The organism is Variovorax paradoxus (genome assembly GCF_902712855.1).
Lineage (GTDB): Bacteria > Pseudomonadota > Gammaproteobacteria > Burkholderiales > Burkholderiaceae_C > Variovorax > Variovorax paradoxus_Q.
On record NZ_LR743507.1, the window covers coordinates 4467278 to 4485191 of the forward strand.

Below are 17914 nucleotides of genomic sequence, written 5' to 3' on the forward strand. Positions count from 1 at the left end.
CCCGGGTCAGGCTGCGGCGTCGTCGCCCGCGGGCTCTCCGCCCGGCTTGCGCTTCTTGCGCGCGGCCTTCTTCGCGGCGCGCTCGGCGTCGGCGCGCTGGCCGTCGGCCAGCCATTGCGCGAACTCTTCCGGCGTCTCGAGCGTGATGCGCCCGAGGTTGCCCGCCCGGAACTCGTGCATCACGATTTCCGCCGCCTTCTGCATGCTGACCCTGCCCTTGCCGAGCAGCGCGCCGCGCTTGCGGCCGATGGTGTCCAGGAGGTCTTCGTCCTTCATGGCGGCCATGGCCTCGTCGTCGAGTTCCACCAGCTTGAAGCGCGCCGAGACGCCTGCGGCGTAGTTGCCCTTGAGGTAGCCGAGCAGCTCGAGCGCCACCTCTTCCTCGTCGAAGGCATTGCGGCCCACCGCACCGCTGGCGGCGAGGTTGTAGCCGCTCCGGGGCACGATGATGCGCGGCCACAGCATCCCGGGCGTGTCCCACAGGTAGAAGTCGTCGGCCAGCGTGATGCGCTGCTCGAGCTTGGTGATGCCGGCCTCGTCACCGGTCTTGGCCTTGCGCCCGCCGGTGAGCGTGTTGATGAGCGTCGACTTGCCCACGTTCGGAATGCCGCAGATCAGCACGCGCATCGGCTTGGCCATGCCGCCCCGGTTGGGCGAGAGTTCGTGGCAGCCTTTCACGAGCTGCTGCGCGGGCGTGGCGAGGCTCGCGTCGAGACCGATGGCGCGCGTGCCCGGCAGTGCGTTGTAGTGCGCGAGCCAGCGCGCGGTGCGCTCGGGGTCGGCGAGGTCCTGCTTGTTGAGCACCTTCAGCGTGGGCCGTCCCGCGGTGAGCTCGGCCAGCATCGGGTTCGCACTCGAGCCGGGCAGACGCGCGTCGAGCAGTTCGATGACCACGTCGATGTCTTTCACCCGCTCGGCGAGGGCCTTCTGGGTCGAATACATGTGACCGGGAAACCATTGGATCGCCATCGGTGGGTGCCTTTTCTGTTCTTGTGCTGGTGTGCGGTATCGGATGCCATCCGCAGGGGACGGGTGCGCATTGTGGCCCCGCAACCTGAACGGCCACTGCGCGCTACGCTTTTGATAGCTGAAAGCGGGCATTCTGCCTTCGGTCGAACCGTATCCGCCCCCTAGAATCCGCGCGCTGCCCGCGCAGCCATTCCAACAAATCATCGAGGGAATCCATGTCCAAGCGCCTTGCCGCTGCCGCCCTGCTGGCAGCTTCCGCCGTGTCCGCGACCGTTGCCCATGCCCAGCGGCCCTCCGCGCCCGCCGGGCCCATGACCAATGGCTACCTGTGCTGCAACATGCGCACGTACGGCAGTTCGATCAGCGACATCAACTACGACGAGCAGGGCACGCGCATCGTGGCGGTGGGCTCGCCGGCGCGCATCACGGCCTACGACTTCCGCTGGTTCGACGCCGACATCGCGGGCAAGCCTCAACGCATCAAGAACGACTACAGCCGCAACCTCACGCTGCCGGCGTTCGCGCAGCGCTACGTGGTCACCGAAGATCCGAAGCAGAAGATGGCCGCTTTCGCGCCCGCCGTGCGCGACGCCATCCTCGCCATGAAGGTGATGCCCGGCATGACGCGCGAGCAGGTGCTGATGGCCATCGGCTATCCCGTGGCCAGCGAGAACCCCAGCCTCGACGCGCCCGTTTGGCGCTACTGGCGGGACAGCTGGTCGGAGTTCCAGGTGAGCTTCGACGACAAGGGCCTCGTGAAGACCGTGGTGGGCGACCCGGTGACGCTCAGCCGCATGCTCGCGGCCCCGGGGGGCGCGGCGGCTCAGCCTTAAGTTCTCGCGCATCGCGCATGTGTTGCACACACATGCAATCCCCTAGAGGTTTTTGCATCGCGGTGGCGGATATCGCCCCTATCATTTGACCGAGTGCGGCGCCCGAGCGTCGGTCGAATCGACAACCCTTCGATGGAGTTACCCGCGATGAAACCCGTCTCCGAACTGCTCAAGCGCCATGATTCCGCAGCATGGCGCACCTCCCCCGACACCAGCGTGTTCGACGCGCTGTCCACGCTGGCGCGCTTCGAGGTGGGCGCGCTGATGGTGATGGACGGCGAGAAGCTGGTGGGCTTTCTCTCCGAGCGCGACTACACCCGCAAGGTGGCGCTGCAGGGCAAGAACTCCAAGGAAGTGAAGGTGCGCGAGATCATGACGCCCGACGTCATGACCGTCACCCCGCAGACCCGCACGCGCGCCTGCATGACGCTCATGAGCCAGCGCAAGTTCCGCCACCTGCCGGTGGTCGACGGCGACAAGGTGGTCGGCATGATCTCCATCCAGGATCTGATGGACGACATCATCTCGGACCACGAGGCGACCATCGAGCAGTTGACCACGTACATCCAGAGCTGAGCAAGTCCGGCGCATTGCGGACCCTGCCCGGCGCATGGGTAGGGAATCGACCTACGCGCAATGCGGGGGTTGCGGGCGCACAGTGGGCCTTCGTTCATCCATCCAGCAGGGACATTGCACATGCAGATTCAGGTCAACACGAGCAACGGCATCACCAACAAGGACGCGCTGGAGCGTTGGGCCGACACCGAGATCAAGCAGCACCTGAGCCGTTTCGTCGAGGACGTGACGCGCGTCGAGGTGCACCTGAGTGACGAGAACCACGACAAGACCGGCGGCGCCGACAAGTGCTGCGTCATGGAAGCGCGCCTCGCGCACCACCAGCCGCTGGCAGTCACGCAACACGCCGCAAGCCTGGACGAGGCCTTCCGCGGCGCGGCCGACAAGCTCAAGCGCCTGCTCGACAACACGCTGGGGCGCCTTCACAACCACCGCGATCGCGGCTCGATCCGCACCGACCCGGGCTTCATCGCCGAGTGAGGGCCTTGCCGGCGGCTGCCGATCCGCGGCCGCGTCCGCGCTGGCGCGCCTTCGGCGCATCCAGTGCGGGCAGTTCGGCGGGCGCTTCCTCAGCAATGAGCGGCGGCCTGTGGCCGCTCGCCATCCAGGCGTCATAGAAATCGATCTTGCGGTCGACCAGCGAGAGCGCACGCTTCCATTGCGCGATGGTCGCATTCACCCGCTCGCGGTGCGCGGCGAGCATGTCGCGCCGTTCGCGCAGCGTGACCTTGCCCTGCATCGCCAGCGCCGTGTATTCGCGCATCTCGGCGATCGACATGCCGGTGCGGCGAAGCCGTTCCATCAGGTCGAGCCAGCCCACGTGCATCTCCCCATAGAGCCGCCGGCCGCCGTCGTCGCGCGCCACGCCGGGCACGAGGCCCTGCGTCTCGTACCAGCGGATGGCGTGCACCGTGCGGCCCGTGCGCGAGGCCAGCTCGCCGATGTGGAAGGGGGTTCCCCGTTCAGCCGGCATGGGCGGTTGCGACGACCGCAGGTGTCGACTGCATGGAGGGCGCATCGAGTGCCTCCTGTACCAGCGCGGTGTCGAAGTACTCCGTCAGCTCCTTCACCTTGCCTCCTTCGAGTCGGTAGACGTAGCAATAGCGGTTGTTGTAGCGCTTGCCGGCCTTGGTGGACACGTCGCCGCTGAACAGCACCACCACCCGGTCGCCCTCGGCAATGATGCGCTCGGTCTTGCTGGCGTAGGGTCCGGCGAACTGTGCGAAGAGCGGCGCCAGCAGCTCCTCGCGGATGGCCTTCTTGCCCACGTAGGTGCGCGACCACGCCGTGCTGCCCTCCAGCTTCCAGCTGGCGTCTTCCGCGAGGCTGTCGACGAAGACGCTGCCGTTGCCCTTGTCCAGCTCGGCGTGGATGTGCCGGACGAGGGCCTTGTTGTCGATCGTGTTCATGGCTTGGTTTCCTTCGGTTGAATGGCCCGCGAGCCCGATCGGGCCCGCGGTGGATTCATTGGAAATGCTCGAGTGCACTCGAGGTCAAGCGCCGTGAACACGGCGGCCCGGTCAGCCGCGCCTGGCGTTCGCCATGGCCTTGCCGACTTCGTTGGTGCCCTGCGCCGCGCCGCTTTGCGGCACGGTCTCGCCTTCGCGCGACGTCACCTCGGCCAGACGGGCGGCCAGCTGCTCCGGCGCATCGGGGCCGATGCCCAGCCAGGCACCCTGCGTCATCGTGATGTGCGCGGCCTCGAAAGTGCCGGCACCGGCGCAGAGGATGGTGCGGTTGGGCGCGTCCTGCGCGGCCAGCACCAGCATCGCGGGCACCACAGCCTCGGGCTTGAGCGCGTCCAGCACTTCCTGCGGCATCAGGCCTTCGGTCATGCGGGTGGCGGCGGTGGGCGCCAGGCAGTTCACGCGGATGTCGTTCTTCGCGCCTTCCAGGCTCAAGGTCTGCATCAGCCCGACGAGCGCGAGCTTGGCGGCACCGTAGTTGCTCTGGCCGAAATTGCCGTACAGGCCCGACGACGACGTGGTCATCACGATGCGGCCGTACTTCTGCTCGTTCATGAGCGCCCAGACGGCCTTGGTGCAGTTCACCGCGCCCATGAGGTGAACGTCGACCACCAGCCTGAAATCGGCCAGTTCCATCTTGGCGAAGCTCTTGTCGCGCAGGATGCCGGCGTTGTTGATCAGGATGTCCACGCGGCCCCAGGCATCCACCGCCTGCTTCACCATGGCCTGCACCGCCTCGAAGTCGGTCACCGAGGCGCCGTTGGCAATGGCCTCGCCACCGGCCGCCTTGATCTCGTCGACCACCGCCTGCGCGGCGCTCACCGAGCCGCCGGAGCCGTCGCGTGCGCCGCCCAGGTCGTTGACCACCACCTTCGCGCCGCGCGCCGCCAGGGCCAGCGCATGCTGGCGGCCCAGGCCGCCGCCCGCGCCGGTCACGATGGCCACGCGGCCCTTGAAGTCGATGGTGCTGTTGCTGCTGCTCATGTCTCTCTGTCGCTTTCCTAGGGAGTTGCCGTTGTTCCGTTGCCGCGCCGAAGGCTGCAGCGTGGCGTTTTAACCCAGAACGGCAGCGGCGCGCAGTCCACCGCAGGGAGGACAAGTCGCCCTGGCGTCAGCCCCGGCCGGCCTCGCGGGTCAGCCGTGCGAGGCTCCCACCCGCTCGCAATAGGCCACCAGTTCGTCGAGTTCGGCCGACTTGTCGAAGAACGCATCGGCGCCCAGCTGCTCGGACCGCTCGCGCATGTCGGGGGTGGCGTAGTTGCTCAACACGATCACCTTCTGGTGCGGTGCCCGGTTGCGGCAGGCGTGGAGCACGCCGAGGCCGTTGCCGCGCTTGAGGAACAGGTCGACGATGGTCAGGTCCCATTCGTCGGTGTGCATGCGCAGCCACGTGACTGCCTCGTCCTCGGTGCTGGCCGACGCCACGACCTGCGCGTCAGCCACGTCCTCCAGGAAACCCACCAGGTTTTCCCGGATCACCGGACTGTCTTCGACGAGGTAGGCCTTGAATGTCATGTCCGCCATCGTCGCGAGGCGTCGCGGGCGCGCGGTGGGCGAGTCGGGCCAATGCCTGTAGGCCATCGGCCCCCGCACCTGTCGGCTGGCGAAGGCGCCGCGGCGCGAAGCACTGCGGCGCCGGCGGCCGGAACTGTGCTGCAGCCCTTAGGCCGCGACCGCCATGCGGCCGCGGGCCATGCCCAGGCGCGCGGGCGATACGTACTGCTCGCGATAGATCTCGAAGGGCATGGTGTCGGCCGCCTCGATGCGCTTCTGCTCCTGGATGGATTCGGCCGTCATCTGCTCGAACTGCGCCTGCAGCGCGGGCGCGAACGGCAGCGCGAGCAGTTCGGTGCGGGTCTGCTCCGAGCGGGCACGCACGAAGCTCACGAAGGAGTTGCCGTGCTGCTTCTCGATGGCCTCCAGCACGCGTGCCGAGGGCAGGCTGTCGGGCGCCTGCAGTGCAGCCCTGGCTGCGAGCACGGCATCGGCGTGCAGCGTGCCGCTGCCTTGTGCCGCATCGAGCGCCGCCGCGATGGGCATGCACTGCTCGACCAGCTCGGCGCCCCACTCGGCGAGCCCCACTTCGCGCCCGCCGCGCAGCAGTTGCAGCCCCAACTCGCGGCCGCGCGCCGCGGTGAGGTGCTGGTTCTGAGCGAGTTCGGCGATTTCCTGTGGCGTGTCGTCGGCACTGTCGCTGAGCAGGCAGTGCAGCAGGAACACATCGATGAAACGCATGGTCTGCGCATTGATGCCCACGGGCTCGAAGGGGTCGAGGTCCATCAGGCGCACCTCGACGTACTCCACGCCGCGCTCGCGCAACGCATGCAGCGGGCGCTCGCCGGGGTTGATGACGCGCTTGGGGCGGATGGTGCCGTAGAACTCGTTCTCGATCTGCAGCAGGCTGGTGCCCAGCTGGTTGTAGTCGCCGCCAAGGTTGCGGATGCCGATGGCCTCGTAGGCGGGCCACGGGCGCGTGAGCGCGTCCTGCAGCGAGGCGCCGTAGCCCTCGAGGCTGTTGTAGCTCACCGCCAGCGACGCCTGCGCCTCGCTCTGGTAGCCCAGGCGGCCCATGCGCAGCGACGTGCCGTGCGGCATGAACATGCTGCCGTCGCCCAGCGGCTGCAGCTCGTGCGGGCGGCCCGCCACGAAGCTCGAACACAGCGCAGGCGAGGCGCCGAACAGGTACAGCAGCAGGAAGGCGTGGCGGCGGAAGTTGCGGATCAGGGCGAAGTACTGCTCGCTCGACACATCGGGCAGCGACCAGTTGTAGTGAATGCCCGAGATGGTCTGCATGCGGCGGCCGTAGCGGTGGCTCAGGCCCATGCGGTAGACGCTCTTTGCGCGGCCCACGTTCGACGAGCCGTAGCGCCCGATCGGGATGGTCTCGTCGGTCGGCAGGCCGCAGGGCATGCTCGACACCCAGAGCCGCTCGCCGCCGAGCGTGTCGAGCACGCGGTAGGTGAACTGGTGAACCCGCGTGAGCTCGTCGAGGGCCGAGTCGACGTCGGCGTGCACGCCGGTGATGAGTTCAAGCTGCGATTCGCTGAAGTCGGTCGTGATGTGCGGATGCGTGAGCGCGGCGCCCAGGGCGATCGGGTGCGGCGTCAGCGCAAGCTTGCCGTCCGGCAGCGCGCGCAGGCTTTCCTTCTCGATACCGCGTCGCATGCCTTTCAGTCGTGCGGCTGAAAGTGCACCCAACCTCTCCTGCAATCTGTTGCTCATATTGTTATGACCCATCAATCTTCTGAGGGGCTGGAAGGTAGCACGGGCGCGCGGGCACTGCTCGCGCAGGGAATCCCGGCATTCTCCATCCTGTCCAGTGCTATTTTTTTGATAGCTGTTCGCATAGAGGACATGCTCGTGAGGGCCGCAAACGGCTTGTGAAAATCAGGCCTTCGCGCGGCCCGCCGACAGGTCGATCTCCTGCGACTCGTAGACGTGGATCTCCGGCATGCCGTCTGCCATGCCCGCCAGCGCCTTGCCGAAGGCGCGCGACGCATCCACGCGGAAGTGCGCCTGCAGCGCGCCCATGTCGCTCCAGCGCTCCACGAATGTCAGGCGCAGCGGCTGCTGCGCGTCGGTGGTGACTTCGTGCGAGATGCAGCCGGGCTCGGCGCGCGAGCGCAGCACGTGCTCCACGCTGATGGCCAGCATCGCCTGCAGCGTGTCGGGCTTGGCCAGTGCGTGTCCGATGACCAGGATCATTCTTGTCTCCTTCAGGTTGCAGCGGTCGCCGGGCGGCCGTCAGCCGAGCACGCGCAGCAGGAAGCGGTTGAGATCCGCGACCTCCTCCATGCACACCGAGTGCGCCATCGTGTACTCGTGCCACTCGACCGGGTGCCCGAGCGCGGCCAGCGCGTCGCGCGAGCGCTCGGCCGCGGCCAGCGGCACCACCGGGTCCTGGCGGCCATGGGCGAGGAACACCGGCGTTTCATGGTTGGCGGCGTGGCGTTCGGCGGCGGTGGTGGCGGCGATCGGCAGGTAGCCCGAGAGACCGACGATGCCGGCGAGCCGCTCGGTGTGGCGCAGGCCCGTCATGAGCGCCATGGCGCAGCCCTGCGAGAAACCCGCCACCACGATGCGGCCGGCCGCGATGCCGCGTGCCTTCTCGCTGGCGATCAGCGCCTCGATGGCCGCCTGCGAGCGGCGCAGGCCGGTCTCGTCCTCCTGCGCGGCCAGGTCGGGCACGGCGATGTCGTACCAGGCGGGCATCCGGTAGCCGCCGTTGATGGTCACGGGAATCACGGGCGCGTTGGGGAACACGAAGCGCACCGGGCCCACGGACGACAGGTCGAGTTCATTGGCGATCGGCACGAAGTCGTTGCCGTCGGCACCGAGGCCGTGCATCACGATCACCGTGGCGGTGGGGTTGGGAGCGGTTTCGATCTCGATGGGAGCGCTGGTGGCAAGGGACATGGTCGGACAAAGGTATTCAGGAACGCGGATGGCCGGACCTTAGCGCATTCGAGGCCTGCCAGAGGCATGGAAACGGCCGGTTGGCTGACTTGCACATCGTTGCGCCGCGCCCAACATGGACCGCAAGGGCATCGAGCCCGTCGGAAAAAAGGAAACCCGCGTGAGCCAATCCCCTCCCCTGGTCGACACCAAGCTGGCCGGCGTCGTGCTGGTCTGCGGCGAGTGCGAAGAACGCAAGGACGGGCCGTCCAGGCTGCGGGCCAGGCAGGTCCGCAAGGAACTCAAGCACGGGCTGTCGGGCCTGCCGGTGCGCCTGCGCGTGGTGCAGTGCAGCTGCCTGGGCCTCTGCCCGAAGAAGGCGATGGCGCTGGCCGCGGTGGCGCAGGGCCATGCCCCGCTGGCCGCGGAGGTGTGCCGCGACGAAGACGTGCAGGCCTTTGCCAAGGCGCTGGGCCGATCGCTCAGGTGATGCGGGCGGGCCGCCTCATTCGGCCTTGATGCCGACCGCCTTCACGATCTGCGCATAGCGCTCGTACTCGGCCGCCACGCTCGCCTGGAACTGCCGCTGCGGGTATCCGGTGGCCTCGATGCCCTGCGCCGCCAATTCGCTGCGCGTGGCCGGCGCCTGCACGATGCGCCCCGCATCGGCCGCGATGGCGTCCAGCACCGGCTGCGGCGTGCGGGCCGGCGCGAACAGGCCGAACCACGTACCCGAGCGGTACCCCGCATAGGTCTCCCCCACGGTCGGCACTTCGGGCAGCAGCGCGTGGCGCTTCTCGCCGCTGGTGCCCAGCGCCACCAGCCGGCCGCTGCGGATGTGCGGCAGCGCGGGGCCGACTGCGATGAACATCACGTCGACCTGCCCGCCGATCACGTCCTGCATGCCGAGCGGCCCGCCGCGGTAGGGAATGTGCGTCACGTAGATGCCCGCCTTCTGCTTGAGCAGTTCCATGCTGAGCTGCTGCGGGCTGCCGTTGCCGGCCGAGGCGTAGTTGATGCGGCCCGGGTGCGCCTTGGCGGCGCGCACGAAGTCGGCAACCGAGTGGAAGCCGGTCTTCGGGTTGGCGACGAGCACGAAGTCGATCTGCCCGAGCGACACCACCGGCACCAGGTCGCGCCGCGCGTCGTAGGGCAGGCCCTGCTGGATGTTGGGCAGGATGGTGATCGGCCCGTCCGCGCCCACCAGCAGCGAATAGCCGTCCGGCTGCGCCTTGGCCAGCCCGTCGGCTGCGAGGATGCCGGCCGCGCCGGCGCGGTTGTCGACCACCACCGGCTGCTTCCACTGCTCCGACAGGCGCTGGCCCAGGTAGCGCGCGAGCACGTCGGGCGAACTGCCCGGTGTGTTGGCGACAGTGATGTGCACGGCCTTCGACGGGTAGGCGGCCTGGGTCTGGTTCTGAGGCTGGGCCAGCGCGGCGAAAGCGAACGAAGCGCCGGCGCAGAGAGCAAGCACACGCCCGGACAGTTGCAGCAGCTTCGGAAGGGAGGGCACGCGCATGGTGAACTTTCGGTTGCAAGAGGCAAAGCGCGCGATTCTGTCGCGCCTTCCGCGGCAAGCGAACGACTCATTCGTCAGATGCTTAGTCGCGTTCGGGCATATGCAACGCGTCCATCTGGCGGTAGAAGGCATCGACCTGCTGCTGCGCACCGTCGCGCATCGCCCCGTTGCGCCGCTCGCAGCTGGCGGCGTCTTCCAGCGCGCCCGCCTCTCCCACCCTGCGCGAGGCGTCCTGCACGAAGCGGCACACCGGAAAGCGGCGTTCGCCGAAGGCGCGCAGCGTGGCGCCGGAGATGCCGTTCGCCGACAGCATCTCCGCCAGCACCACCGCGTCCTCCACCGCCATGGCGCCGCCCTGCCCCATGAACGGCGTCGATGCATGTGCCGCATCGCCGATCAGCAGCAAGCGGCCCGCATGCCAGGGCAGCGGCGCCTGCACCTCCTCGACGGCGGTATAGAGCACTTCCGAATCCGTGCCGAGTTCGTCGAGGAACTGTCGCGCCGGTCCGCCGAACTCGGCGAAGCACTCGCGCATGCGCTGCGGCCAGGTCTCTTTCGGATGCCAGTGGCCGGCCGGCTCGCTGACCGTGCCGAAGATGTAGAGCCGGTCGTCGCTGATCGGCATGATGCCCAGCCGCTTGCCGATGCCCATCTGCATGATCTTCGCGACGAGCGCGCGCGGGCGCTCGTGCACGCTGCGCCACACGCCGAAGCCGGTGTGGCGCGGCGCGACAGGCCCGCAGACGGCCTCGCGAAGTTGCGACCGGATGCCGTCCGCACCCACGACCAGGTCTAAGCGCCGCGCCGAACCGTCGGAGAACACCACCGCAGCCTGCGCGCCCCCGGCCGGCGCGTTGATCGCCGCCACCGTGGTCGCCAGCCGGATCTCGACGCCCGCGGCCTCGAGCCGCGCGGCCAGGATGCGATGCATCTCGGCGCGCTTGATGCCCACGATCGGTGCCGCGCCGCCGCTGGAGCGCGGATAGAACACGTCGACGATGGGCGCGCCGTGATGGTCGAGGTAGACGTTGCGCCCATCCTCGATCACGAAGCCCGCGCCCAGGATCTGCGGCAGCACGCCGACCCTGCGCAGCGCCTCGAGCCCGTTGCCGTAGATGAAGATGCCCGAGCTCTGGAAGCGCCATTCGGCCTGCTTCTCGACCAGCATGACCTCGAAGCCCCGGTCGGCCAGCGCAATGGCGGCGGAGCAGCCCGCGATGCCCGCGCCGACGATCAGCACCGTGCCGGCGGCCCTCATGGCCCGACCTCGCCCGCGCACACTTCGGCCAGCGCCGTGCTTACATGGTCGAGGTTGGCATCGTTCAGCCCCGCCACGCAGAGACGCCCCGACGCCACCAGGTACACGCCGAAACGCGTGCGCAGCGCTTCGATCTGCGAAGGCCGCAGGCCCGAATGGCTGAACATGCCGTTCTGCGCCGTGAGAAAGCCGAAATCCTTCTGCGGGAGGGCCTCGGCAAGCAGGCCGTGCAGCCGGATGCGCATCGTGCGCAGCCGCCGGCGCATGCCGTCGAGTTCGCCACGCCACTGCGCGTTCCAAGCCGGGTTCGACAGCACCGCCTCCACCAGCGCGGCGCCTTGCGCGGGCGGGCACGAGTAGCTGCGGCGGATCACGCGCTTGATCTGCCCGAGCAGCCGCGCCTTGTCTGCCGCCGGCGCATGCACGCTCAGCGCGCCCACGCGCTCGCCGTACAGCGAGAAGATCTTGGAGAACGAGCTGGCGACCAGGCAGGCGACGCCGCGCAGCACGCATTCGCGCACCGCCCAGGCGTCCTCGTCCACGCCCTGCGCGAAGCCCTGGTAGGCCATGTCGAAGAACGGCAGCAGGCCGCGTTCGCCGATCGCATCGAGCAGCGCATGCCACTCGGCCTGCGACGGGTCGACCCCGGTCGGGTTGTGGCAGCACGGGTGCAGCAGCACCACGCTGCCGGCCGGCAGCTTCCGCAGCGTGGCGAGCGCGCCCGCGAGGTCGAAGCCGCCGGTGGCCTTGTCGTAGTAGGGATAGCGCTCCACCCGCAGGCCGGCGCCGCCGAAGATGGCGGCGTGGTTGGCCCAGGTCGGGTCGGGCATCCACACCGCAGCGTCCGGCTGCAGGGCCTTCAGCAGGTCGGCGCCGGCCTTCAGCGCGCCGGTGCCGGCCACCGTCTGCACCACCACGATGTCGGCCGCATCCGCTTCACCGAACACCAGTTCGCGCACCGCACGGCGATAGGCCTCGCCGCCCTCGGTCGGCAGGTAGGTGCTGGGCCCTTGCAGACCCGCACCCGCAGCCTGGGCCGCGCGCACCGACGCGAGCACCGGCACGCAGCCCTCTTCGTCGCAGTAGATGCCGATGCCGAGGTTGATCTTGCGGTCGCGCGGGTCGGCCTTGAAGGCCTCGAACAGGCCGAGGATGGGGTCTTCGGCGTACGCCGGCAATCGATCGAACACACGGGCTCCAGAAATGAATGAACGGCTCACAGCCGCGTCCGCACGGACCACAGCTCGGGAAAGAAGCGGTGGTCGACCACGCTGCGCAGCCAGCCCACGCCGGCCGAGCCGCCGGTGCCCGGCTTGAAGCCCAGGATGCGTTCGACCGACACGAAATGACGCCACCGGTATTGCGAGAAGACGTCGGCGATGTCCATCAGCGCCTCGCCGAGCCGGTACAGGTCGTTCTCGGGCGTCGGGTCGCCATAGACCTGCAGCCATGCCGCCTCGACGCCCGCGCTGGGCGCGTACGACGCCGACCAGTCGCGCGCCAGCGCCTCGGGCGGCATGGCCACGCCGCTGCGGTGCAAAAGCGCAAGCACGTCGTCGTACAGGCTCGGCGAGTTCAGCGCGCGCTCCATGTACGGCCACACGTCGGGGTTGTTGGCATGCGCCCGCGCCAGCGCGATCGACTTGTTGCCGAGGATGAATTCCACGTGCCGGTACATGTACGACTGCTGGCCGGAGGCGATGCCCAGGGTGTTGCGGAACTGGTTGAACTCGTGCGGCGTGATGGTCGAGAGCACGTCCCAGGTCTTGCCCAGGAACTCGAGCAGCGCACGCACGCGCGGCACGAGCTGCAGCGCCCCGGCCACCTCGCCGCCGCGGATGCGCGCCTGCATGTTGGCCAGCTCGTAGTGCGTGGCCTTGAAGGTGAGTTCCTTGCAGTGCGTGATGCACATGAAGACCATTTCGTCGTGGCCCTCGCTGCGCATGTGCTGCAGGCTCAGCAGCAGGTCGTTGCGCTGGTGCTCCAGATAGGGGTTGCTGGTGCCCTCGAAGGACACGATCGGCTCGCCGTCGGTCGCCTGCACGGTGGCGGCGCGCTGCCGGTTGTCGCCGGTGGCGATCGGCTTCACGAGCGAGAGTTCGAGCGCCGGGTCGCGGACCTGGGGAATGACGCGTTGGCGTGGGATGGGCATGCACGGATTGTTCGGTTCGCGCGCGGCAGCCTCAACCTCCGGCACGCCGGATTTGGGCACCGTTCGTCCGCAGCGGGCGAGGCGAACGCGCGGTGCGGCGGCGTCAGCCTGCGCCGTGCCGCCGCGCGTAGGCGCTGGGCGTGAGCCCGGTCCAGCGCTGGAAGGCGCGCGAGAACGCCTTCTCCGACGCATACCCGACCGACTCGGCCACCTGGTGCAGGTTCAGTTGCCGGTTCCTGAGCTTCTCGGCAGCCAGCGTCATGCGGTAGGAGCCCAGGTAGTGCATGGGCGTCACGCCCACCAGCGCGCGGAAACGCTCGCTGAAGATGGTGCGCGACAGGTAGCTCGCCTGCGCCAGCGTGGCGACCGACCAGGGGTGCCCGGGTCGCTCGTGCATCAGGGACATCGCACGGGCGATGCTCTCGTCGTCGAGCCCGCGCAGCCTGCCGACCCGGCTGGCCGGGTCGGCAGGCGAGCTTTCGTGCGGCGCGGCATGCAGGTGCTCGCACAGGATGTGCACCAGCAGCAGGTCGGCCATGCGCGCCGCCGACAGCTGCCAGCCCGGCCGCTGCGCCACCGTCTGGTTCACCAGCGTTTCCATGGCCTGGGCGAGCGACGCGGTCGTGGGAATCTGCGCCTGCCGCAGCACGATGAGCGGCGGCAGGCTCGCGATGATCGAACCCAGCCCTTGCGCCGGTATCCACAGGTGCAGCGAGAACAGCTCGGTCGTGGCCCCGCCGCCGCCGTGCGCGAAGACGATCGGATGGTCGCCGTGGCGGCCGACCGAATGCGCTTCGATCAGGGTGCGGAACGGCGCCGGCGCCAGTCCCGGTGCGGAAGAAACGGTGTGCGCGCCGCCTTGCGGCAGCATGGCGATGTCGTGCGGCGCCACCTGCACCGGCTCGGCGCCCGCCACCGCGATCCAATAGGGCGCGCCGGTGCACAGGCGGATCAGCGGGCCGTCCACGCCGGTCGAGTGCAGCGCCCAGGGCGCGGACAGCGAGAAGCGCGCGGTCACCGCGCGTTCGGACCTGTATGTCGCAAGCACATGGCTGAGTACGTCGCCGTCGCGCCCTGTGTCCATGCTGTTCGTGCCGCCCGGTGGTCGTGGTCTGTCTGGAAGCGGCCGATTATCTGGCACGGCAACCGGGCGATTGCCCGCGGCCCCACCGCGGCACGGCCGGATGCAACACAATGGCGTTTCGCATGAAGACCACGCCCTCGCACCCGAAGCCCCCTCCTGCCGCTGCGTTCGACAGCGAATCGCTGCTGCGCGACGCCGGCCTGCGCGTGACGCGTGCGGCGCAGACCGTTCTGCAGCTGCTCGAGTACACCTCGCAGCCGCTGACGCACGAGGAAGTGGCCGCGGCCTACACCACCGCCACCGGTGAGGCGCCCGACCGGGTCACCGTCTACCGCGTGCTCGACCGGCTGGTCGACGCCGGGCTGTGCGACCGCCGCGTGGGCGCCGACCGGGTCAACCGCTTCTCGCGGCATGTGGAGGCTGCGTCGGGCAACACCTTCGAATGCGACCAGTGCCACAAGGTGCTGGCGCTGCCGTCCGACCCGGAACTGCCCAAGGTCATGGGCCGGCTGGGACGGGCGCTGCGCAAGCAGGGCATCGACACCCGCCACACGGCCCTGACGCTGCACGGCACGTGCGGCGACTGCAAATAGAACCAACCCCCAGGTTTCGCGCACGTCGTGTCGCTGCGCCAACCCCCTTGCAGGGGGCAACGCCTGCGGCCCGGCGAAGCCGGTTCCGCGGAATTCGCGCAATTCACGCGTTCATTGGTTCCAGGATGGAAAAGGATCGGGGAAGTTCTGCCACCACGAGGCGCCGAAGCGCATCTCGTCCTCGGTGAGCAGACAGGCGTCGAGCCGGGCGCGCAGCGCGGCTTCGTCCATGCCGATGCCGATCAGCACCAGTTCCTGGCGCGCATCGCCGGTCGCGGGGTCCCAGTTGGCGTGGATCAGCGCCAGCGCCTCGGGCTCGGTCGGCCAGTGTTCGCGCGGCACCGCCGCCCACCAGAAGCCGGCTGCGCCGTAGCGGCAGGCACCGCCGGCCTGCGACCACGAGCCGGCCCGCGTCGCGCGGCTGGCGAGCCAGAAGAAGCCCTTCGAGCGCACCACGCCTTCCCATTCGCTCTGCACGAGCTTCCAGAAGCGCATCGGATGGAACGGCAGCCGCGAGCGATACACGAAGCTGCGGATGCCGTACGCCTCGCTCTCGGGCACGTGCTCGCCGCGCAGCTCGGCCAGCCAGCCGGGCGCCTGCTCGGCCTGCTCGAAGTCGAACAGGCCGGTGTCGAGCACGCTGTCGAGCGGCACGCGGCCGAACGCCGACACCTCGATGCGCGCACGCGGGTTGAGGCTGCGCAGGATGGCCATGAGCCGCTCGCGCTCTTCGGCGCTGACGAGATCGGTCTTGTTGACCACCAGCACGTCGCAGAACTCGACCTGCTCGATCAGCAGGTCGACCACGGTGCGCGTGTCCTCGTCGCCGAGCGACTGCCCGCGCTGGCCGAGGCTGTCGGCCGAGCTGTAGTCGCGCAGGAAGTTGAAGGCGTCGACCACCGTCACCATGGTGTCGAGCCGCGCCACGTCGCCCAGGCTCTTGCCGTCCTCGCCGGCAAAGGTGAAGGTCTCGGCCACGGGCAGCGGCTCGGAGATGCCGGTGGACTCGATCACCAGTTGGTCGAAGCGCTTTTCCCTGGCGAGCCGCCGCACCTCGACCAGCAGGTCCTCGCGCAGGGTGCAGCAGATGCAGCCGTTGCTCATCTCGACCAGCTTCTCTTCGGTGCGCGACAGTTTCGCGCCGCCGTCGCGCACCAGTGCGGCGTCGATGTTGACCTCGCTCATGTCGTTCACGATGACTGCCACGCGGCGGCCTTCTCGGTTGTGGAGGATGTGGTTCAGCAGCGTGGTCTTGCCGGCGCCCAGGAAGCCGGAAAGCACGGTGACGGGAAGGCGGTCGGCCATGAGGCAGGCTCCATGTATTGCAACAGCATTGCATTATAGAAACCAATGCAACACGGTTGCGTTTGATGGAGCACACCGACGTTTCTCGCTGCGGAGCGCAGCCCCGCCCGATGCTAGTAGCTCAGCTTCGGATACCAGTCCTTGCCCCGCCCCTCGGGCGTCATGTCGAGCAGGTTCCAGATCGGCATCGGGTCGGGCGCGCCGCGCGGGTCCTGGCCGGGGTCGGCGGAGCCGGCACCCATCTCGGCGGCCCAGAAGTGGCGCAGCGTCCGGCCGTCCCGGCGGAACACGTTGAACGCCGCGTTGTCCCCGCTGTCGGGGGTCTCGCCGGCATAGTCGCGGTTGAAGTCGTTGCCGGCCGACGAGTACAGCGGCAGGTGGCGCCAGCCGCGTTCGGCGGCGAACGCGCTCATGCGCTCGATGGGCGACGTGGCGATCACGGCGAACGACACGCGCTGGAGAATGTCGGGCATCTCGCCGTCGTAGGCGCTCAGCAGCGAAGTGCACATGGGACACGGCCGCTCGCGCTTCGTACCGAACATCCAGTTGTAGGTGATCAGCGTGTCGTGCTTGCCGAAGAGCTCGGAGAACCTGACCGGCCCATGGACGCCCTGGAACTCGTAGTCCTCGGGCACCTCGCCGCCCGGCGGCAGCGCACGGCGCATTTCCGCCACGCGCTCGATGCGGCGGCGCAGATCGATCTCCTCGGCCAGAAGCTCGGTGCGCGCGCGCCGGTAGGCCACGCTCTCGCCGGGGAACCGGACGGTGTTGGCATGGGCGAGCCGGCTGGCAGAGGCCAGTTCGGCGCTTGCGACTGTGGCGGACATGGCAGGTCACCTCCTGAGTGATCAACAAACCGGCACCCATCGTGCGCCCGTGCGCGGTCCATTGCCGGTACGCGGTTTTCTCCAGTCGGCCGCGTACTTGTCCTACGGGGCGTCCTGCGCCATCTCGAAAGGTGCAGGCTGCCGGCCGTCGATGTCGGTGAAACCGTATTCGCGCGCCAGGTCGGCCACGCGCAGCACCTCGCCGGTCCTGTCGAGCACCTTCGCATCGCCCGCCAGCGCTGCCACCGCGCGCCCCAGGTAGCGCGGCGACTCGGTACGCGCCAGTTCCGGGCGCTCCTGCCAGTGCGCCTCGTCGGTCTTGTGGCCGGCCAGCACGAACTCGGTCCGCATCCAACCCGGCGACAGCGCCACCGACGCCACGCCGTGCGGCGCGAGTTCCTGCGCCATGCCGAAGGCCAGCCGCGTCATCGACGCCTTGGCGAGGTCGTAGAACAGGTTGCCGCGCAGGTAGTGGCCGCGGTCCCAGAAGGTGGTGGTGACGATGAGCCCCTGCCTGCACCGCACCATCAGCGGCGCCGCGCAGCGGCTGGCCAGCAGGTGGTTGCGCACGCCGCGATCGAACATCGAATCCCAGTGGGCCAGCGGGTGCGTCCAGAACGGCGCCTCGAACACGCCGTCGAAGCTCTCGTGGTCGCACCGCACCGCAATGCCGCGACCGCCCTGGCGCGAGACCTCGTCGGCGGTTGCGTCGATGGTGCCGGGCAATGCCTCCATGCCGGACAGCGCCAGCAGTTGCCCGTAGCTCGCGGCAGGCTGCGCGCGCGTGCTTCGGCCGGTGACGTAGACCGTGGCACCTGCGGCACCGAGCTCGATCGCGATGCCGCGCCCCGCGCCGCGGCTCGCGCCGGTCACCACGGCCACACGATCCTTCAGCGGGCGGCTTGCCGGTTGGTCGTTCTGCATCTTCTTCGTCGCT

At 68.9% G+C, this 17914-nt stretch carries 21 protein-coding genes; 5 read left to right on the forward strand and 16 right to left on the reverse strand.

Features of this window, described 5'->3' with window-relative positions; translation table 11 throughout:
* Nucleotides 1-6: 6 nt before the first annotated feature.
* A complete protein-coding gene (gene ylqF / locus AACL56_RS20775) occupies nt 7-969 on the reverse strand; it encodes a ribosome biogenesis GTPase YlqF (protein ID WP_339091693.1) in 963 nt (320 codons plus the stop codon).
* Nucleotides 970-1184: 215 nt separating this feature from the next.
* Between ylqF and AACL56_RS20780 the strand changes: the two genes are divergently transcribed.
* The 3 genes from AACL56_RS20780 (at nt 1185) to AACL56_RS20790 (ending at nt 2858) form a co-directional block, all read left to right on the forward strand.
* Nucleotides 1185-1802, forward strand: coding sequence for a cell envelope protein SmpA (locus AACL56_RS20780; RefSeq protein ID WP_339091694.1), 618 nt, complete (start codon nt 1185-1187; stop codon nt 1800-1802).
* A gap of 147 nt (nt 1803-1949) precedes the next feature.
* Nucleotides 1950-2378 carry a CBS domain-containing protein gene (locus tag AACL56_RS20785; RefSeq protein ID WP_130422069.1) on the forward strand — a complete coding sequence of 143 codons (429 nt, stop codon included), beginning with the start codon at nt 1950-1952 and terminating at the stop codon, nt 2376-2378.
* 120 nt (nt 2379-2498) lie between these two features.
* The gene (locus AACL56_RS20790) at nt 2499-2858 is read left to right on the forward strand and encodes an HPF/RaiA family ribosome-associated protein (protein ID WP_339091695.1); all 360 of its coding nucleotides are present in this window, start codon (nt 2499-2501) and stop codon (nt 2856-2858) included.
* Here AACL56_RS20790 and AACL56_RS20795 read toward each other — a convergent pair.
* The 7 genes from AACL56_RS20795 to AACL56_RS20825 form a co-directional block, all read right to left on the reverse strand.
* A complete protein-coding gene (locus AACL56_RS20795) occupies nt 2845-3351 on the reverse strand; it encodes a MerR family transcriptional regulator (protein ID WP_339091696.1) in 507 nt (168 codons plus the stop codon). The genes AACL56_RS20790 and AACL56_RS20795 overlap by 14 nt on opposite strands.
* Nucleotides 3341-3787 (reverse strand): nuclear transport factor 2 family protein, encoded by a 447-nt coding sequence (locus tag AACL56_RS20800; protein ID WP_339091697.1) that lies wholly within the window; start codon nt 3785-3787, stop codon nt 3341-3343. The genes AACL56_RS20795 and AACL56_RS20800 overlap by 11 nt, the downstream gene beginning before the upstream one ends.
* 111 nt (nt 3788-3898) lie before the next feature.
* Nucleotides 3899-4828: an SDR family NAD(P)-dependent oxidoreductase gene (locus AACL56_RS20805; protein WP_339091698.1), complete on the reverse strand. Its 930-nt coding sequence runs from the start codon at nt 4826-4828 to the stop codon at nt 3899-3901.
* A gap of 150 nt (nt 4829-4978) precedes the next feature.
* Entirely contained in the window at nt 4979-5359 is a 381-nt protein-coding gene (locus AACL56_RS20810; RefSeq protein WP_339091699.1) for a response regulator transcription factor, read from the reverse strand.
* A gap of 147 nt (nt 5360-5506) precedes the next feature.
* Nucleotides 5507-7066: a glutamate--cysteine ligase gene (gshA, locus tag AACL56_RS20815; protein ID WP_339091700.1), complete on the reverse strand. Its 1560-nt coding sequence runs from the start codon at nt 7064-7066 to the stop codon at nt 5507-5509.
* A 165-nt stretch (nt 7067-7231) separates the two neighbouring features.
* Nucleotides 7232-7549 carry a putative quinol monooxygenase gene (locus tag AACL56_RS20820; RefSeq protein ID WP_339091701.1) on the reverse strand — a complete coding sequence of 106 codons (318 nt, stop codon included), beginning with the start codon at nt 7547-7549 and terminating at the stop codon, nt 7232-7234.
* Nucleotides 7550-7588: 39 nt separating this feature from the next.
* Nucleotides 7589-8260 carry an alpha/beta hydrolase gene (locus AACL56_RS20825; protein ID WP_339091702.1) on the reverse strand — a complete coding sequence of 224 codons (672 nt, stop codon included), beginning with the start codon at nt 8258-8260 and terminating at the stop codon, nt 7589-7591.
* A gap of 160 nt (nt 8261-8420) precedes the next feature.
* Between AACL56_RS20825 and AACL56_RS20830 the strand changes: the two genes are divergently transcribed.
* The gene (locus AACL56_RS20830; protein ID WP_339091703.1) at nt 8421-8729 is read left to right on the forward strand and encodes a hypothetical protein; all 309 of its coding nucleotides are present in this window, start codon (nt 8421-8423) and stop codon (nt 8727-8729) included.
* 15 nt (nt 8730-8744) lie between these two features.
* Here AACL56_RS20830 and AACL56_RS20835 read toward each other — a convergent pair whose 3' ends face one another.
* The 5 genes from AACL56_RS20835 to AACL56_RS20855 all read right to left on the reverse strand — a co-directional run bounded on the left by AACL56_RS20835 (nt 8745) and on the right by AACL56_RS20855 (nt 14252).
* On the reverse strand, nt 8745-9758 hold the full coding sequence (locus AACL56_RS20835; RefSeq protein WP_339091704.1) for a Bug family tripartite tricarboxylate transporter substrate binding protein: 1014 nt from the start codon (nt 9756-9758) through the stop codon (nt 8745-8747).
* Nucleotides 9759-9840: 82 nt separating this feature from the next.
* Nucleotides 9841-11016 carry an FAD-dependent oxidoreductase gene (locus AACL56_RS20840; protein ID WP_339091705.1) on the reverse strand — a complete coding sequence of 392 codons (1176 nt, stop codon included), beginning with the start codon at nt 11014-11016 and terminating at the stop codon, nt 9841-9843.
* Nucleotides 11013-12206, reverse strand: coding sequence for an amino acid aminotransferase (locus AACL56_RS20845; RefSeq protein ID WP_339091706.1), 1194 nt, complete (start codon nt 12204-12206; stop codon nt 11013-11015). Before AACL56_RS20845 ends, AACL56_RS20840 begins: the two co-directional genes overlap by 4 nt.
* Before the next feature lie 26 nt (nt 12207-12232).
* Nucleotides 12233-13168, reverse strand: a complete 936-nt coding sequence (locus AACL56_RS20850) for a tryptophan 2,3-dioxygenase (protein WP_339091707.1) — start codon at nt 13166-13168, stop codon at nt 12233-12235.
* A gap of 103 nt (nt 13169-13271) precedes the next feature.
* Entirely contained in the window at nt 13272-14252 is a 981-nt protein-coding gene (locus tag AACL56_RS20855; RefSeq protein WP_339091708.1) for an AraC family transcriptional regulator, read from the reverse strand.
* A 122-nt stretch (nt 14253-14374) separates the two neighbouring features.
* Between AACL56_RS20855 and AACL56_RS20860 the strand changes: the two genes are divergently transcribed.
* Nucleotides 14375-14845, forward strand: coding sequence for a Fur family transcriptional regulator (locus AACL56_RS20860; RefSeq protein WP_339091709.1), 471 nt, complete (start codon nt 14375-14377; stop codon nt 14843-14845).
* A 111-nt stretch (nt 14846-14956) separates the two neighbouring features.
* Here AACL56_RS20860 and zigA read toward each other — a convergent pair whose 3' ends face one another.
* From zigA to AACL56_RS20875, 3 genes are all read right to left on the reverse strand, one after another.
* On the reverse strand, nt 14957-16150 hold the full coding sequence (gene zigA / locus AACL56_RS20865) for a zinc metallochaperone GTPase ZigA (RefSeq protein WP_339091710.1): 1194 nt from the start codon (nt 16148-16150) through the stop codon (nt 14957-14959).
* Between the two features lie 113 nt (nt 16151-16263).
* Nucleotides 16264-16977 (reverse strand): DUF899 family protein, encoded by a 714-nt coding sequence (locus AACL56_RS20870; protein WP_339091711.1) that lies wholly within the window; start codon nt 16975-16977, stop codon nt 16264-16266.
* 102 nt (nt 16978-17079) lie between these two features.
* On the reverse strand, nt 17080-17901 hold the full coding sequence (locus AACL56_RS20875) for an SDR family oxidoreductase (RefSeq protein WP_339091712.1): 822 nt from the start codon (nt 17899-17901) through the stop codon (nt 17080-17082).
* Nucleotides 17902-17914 lie beyond the last annotated feature (13 nt).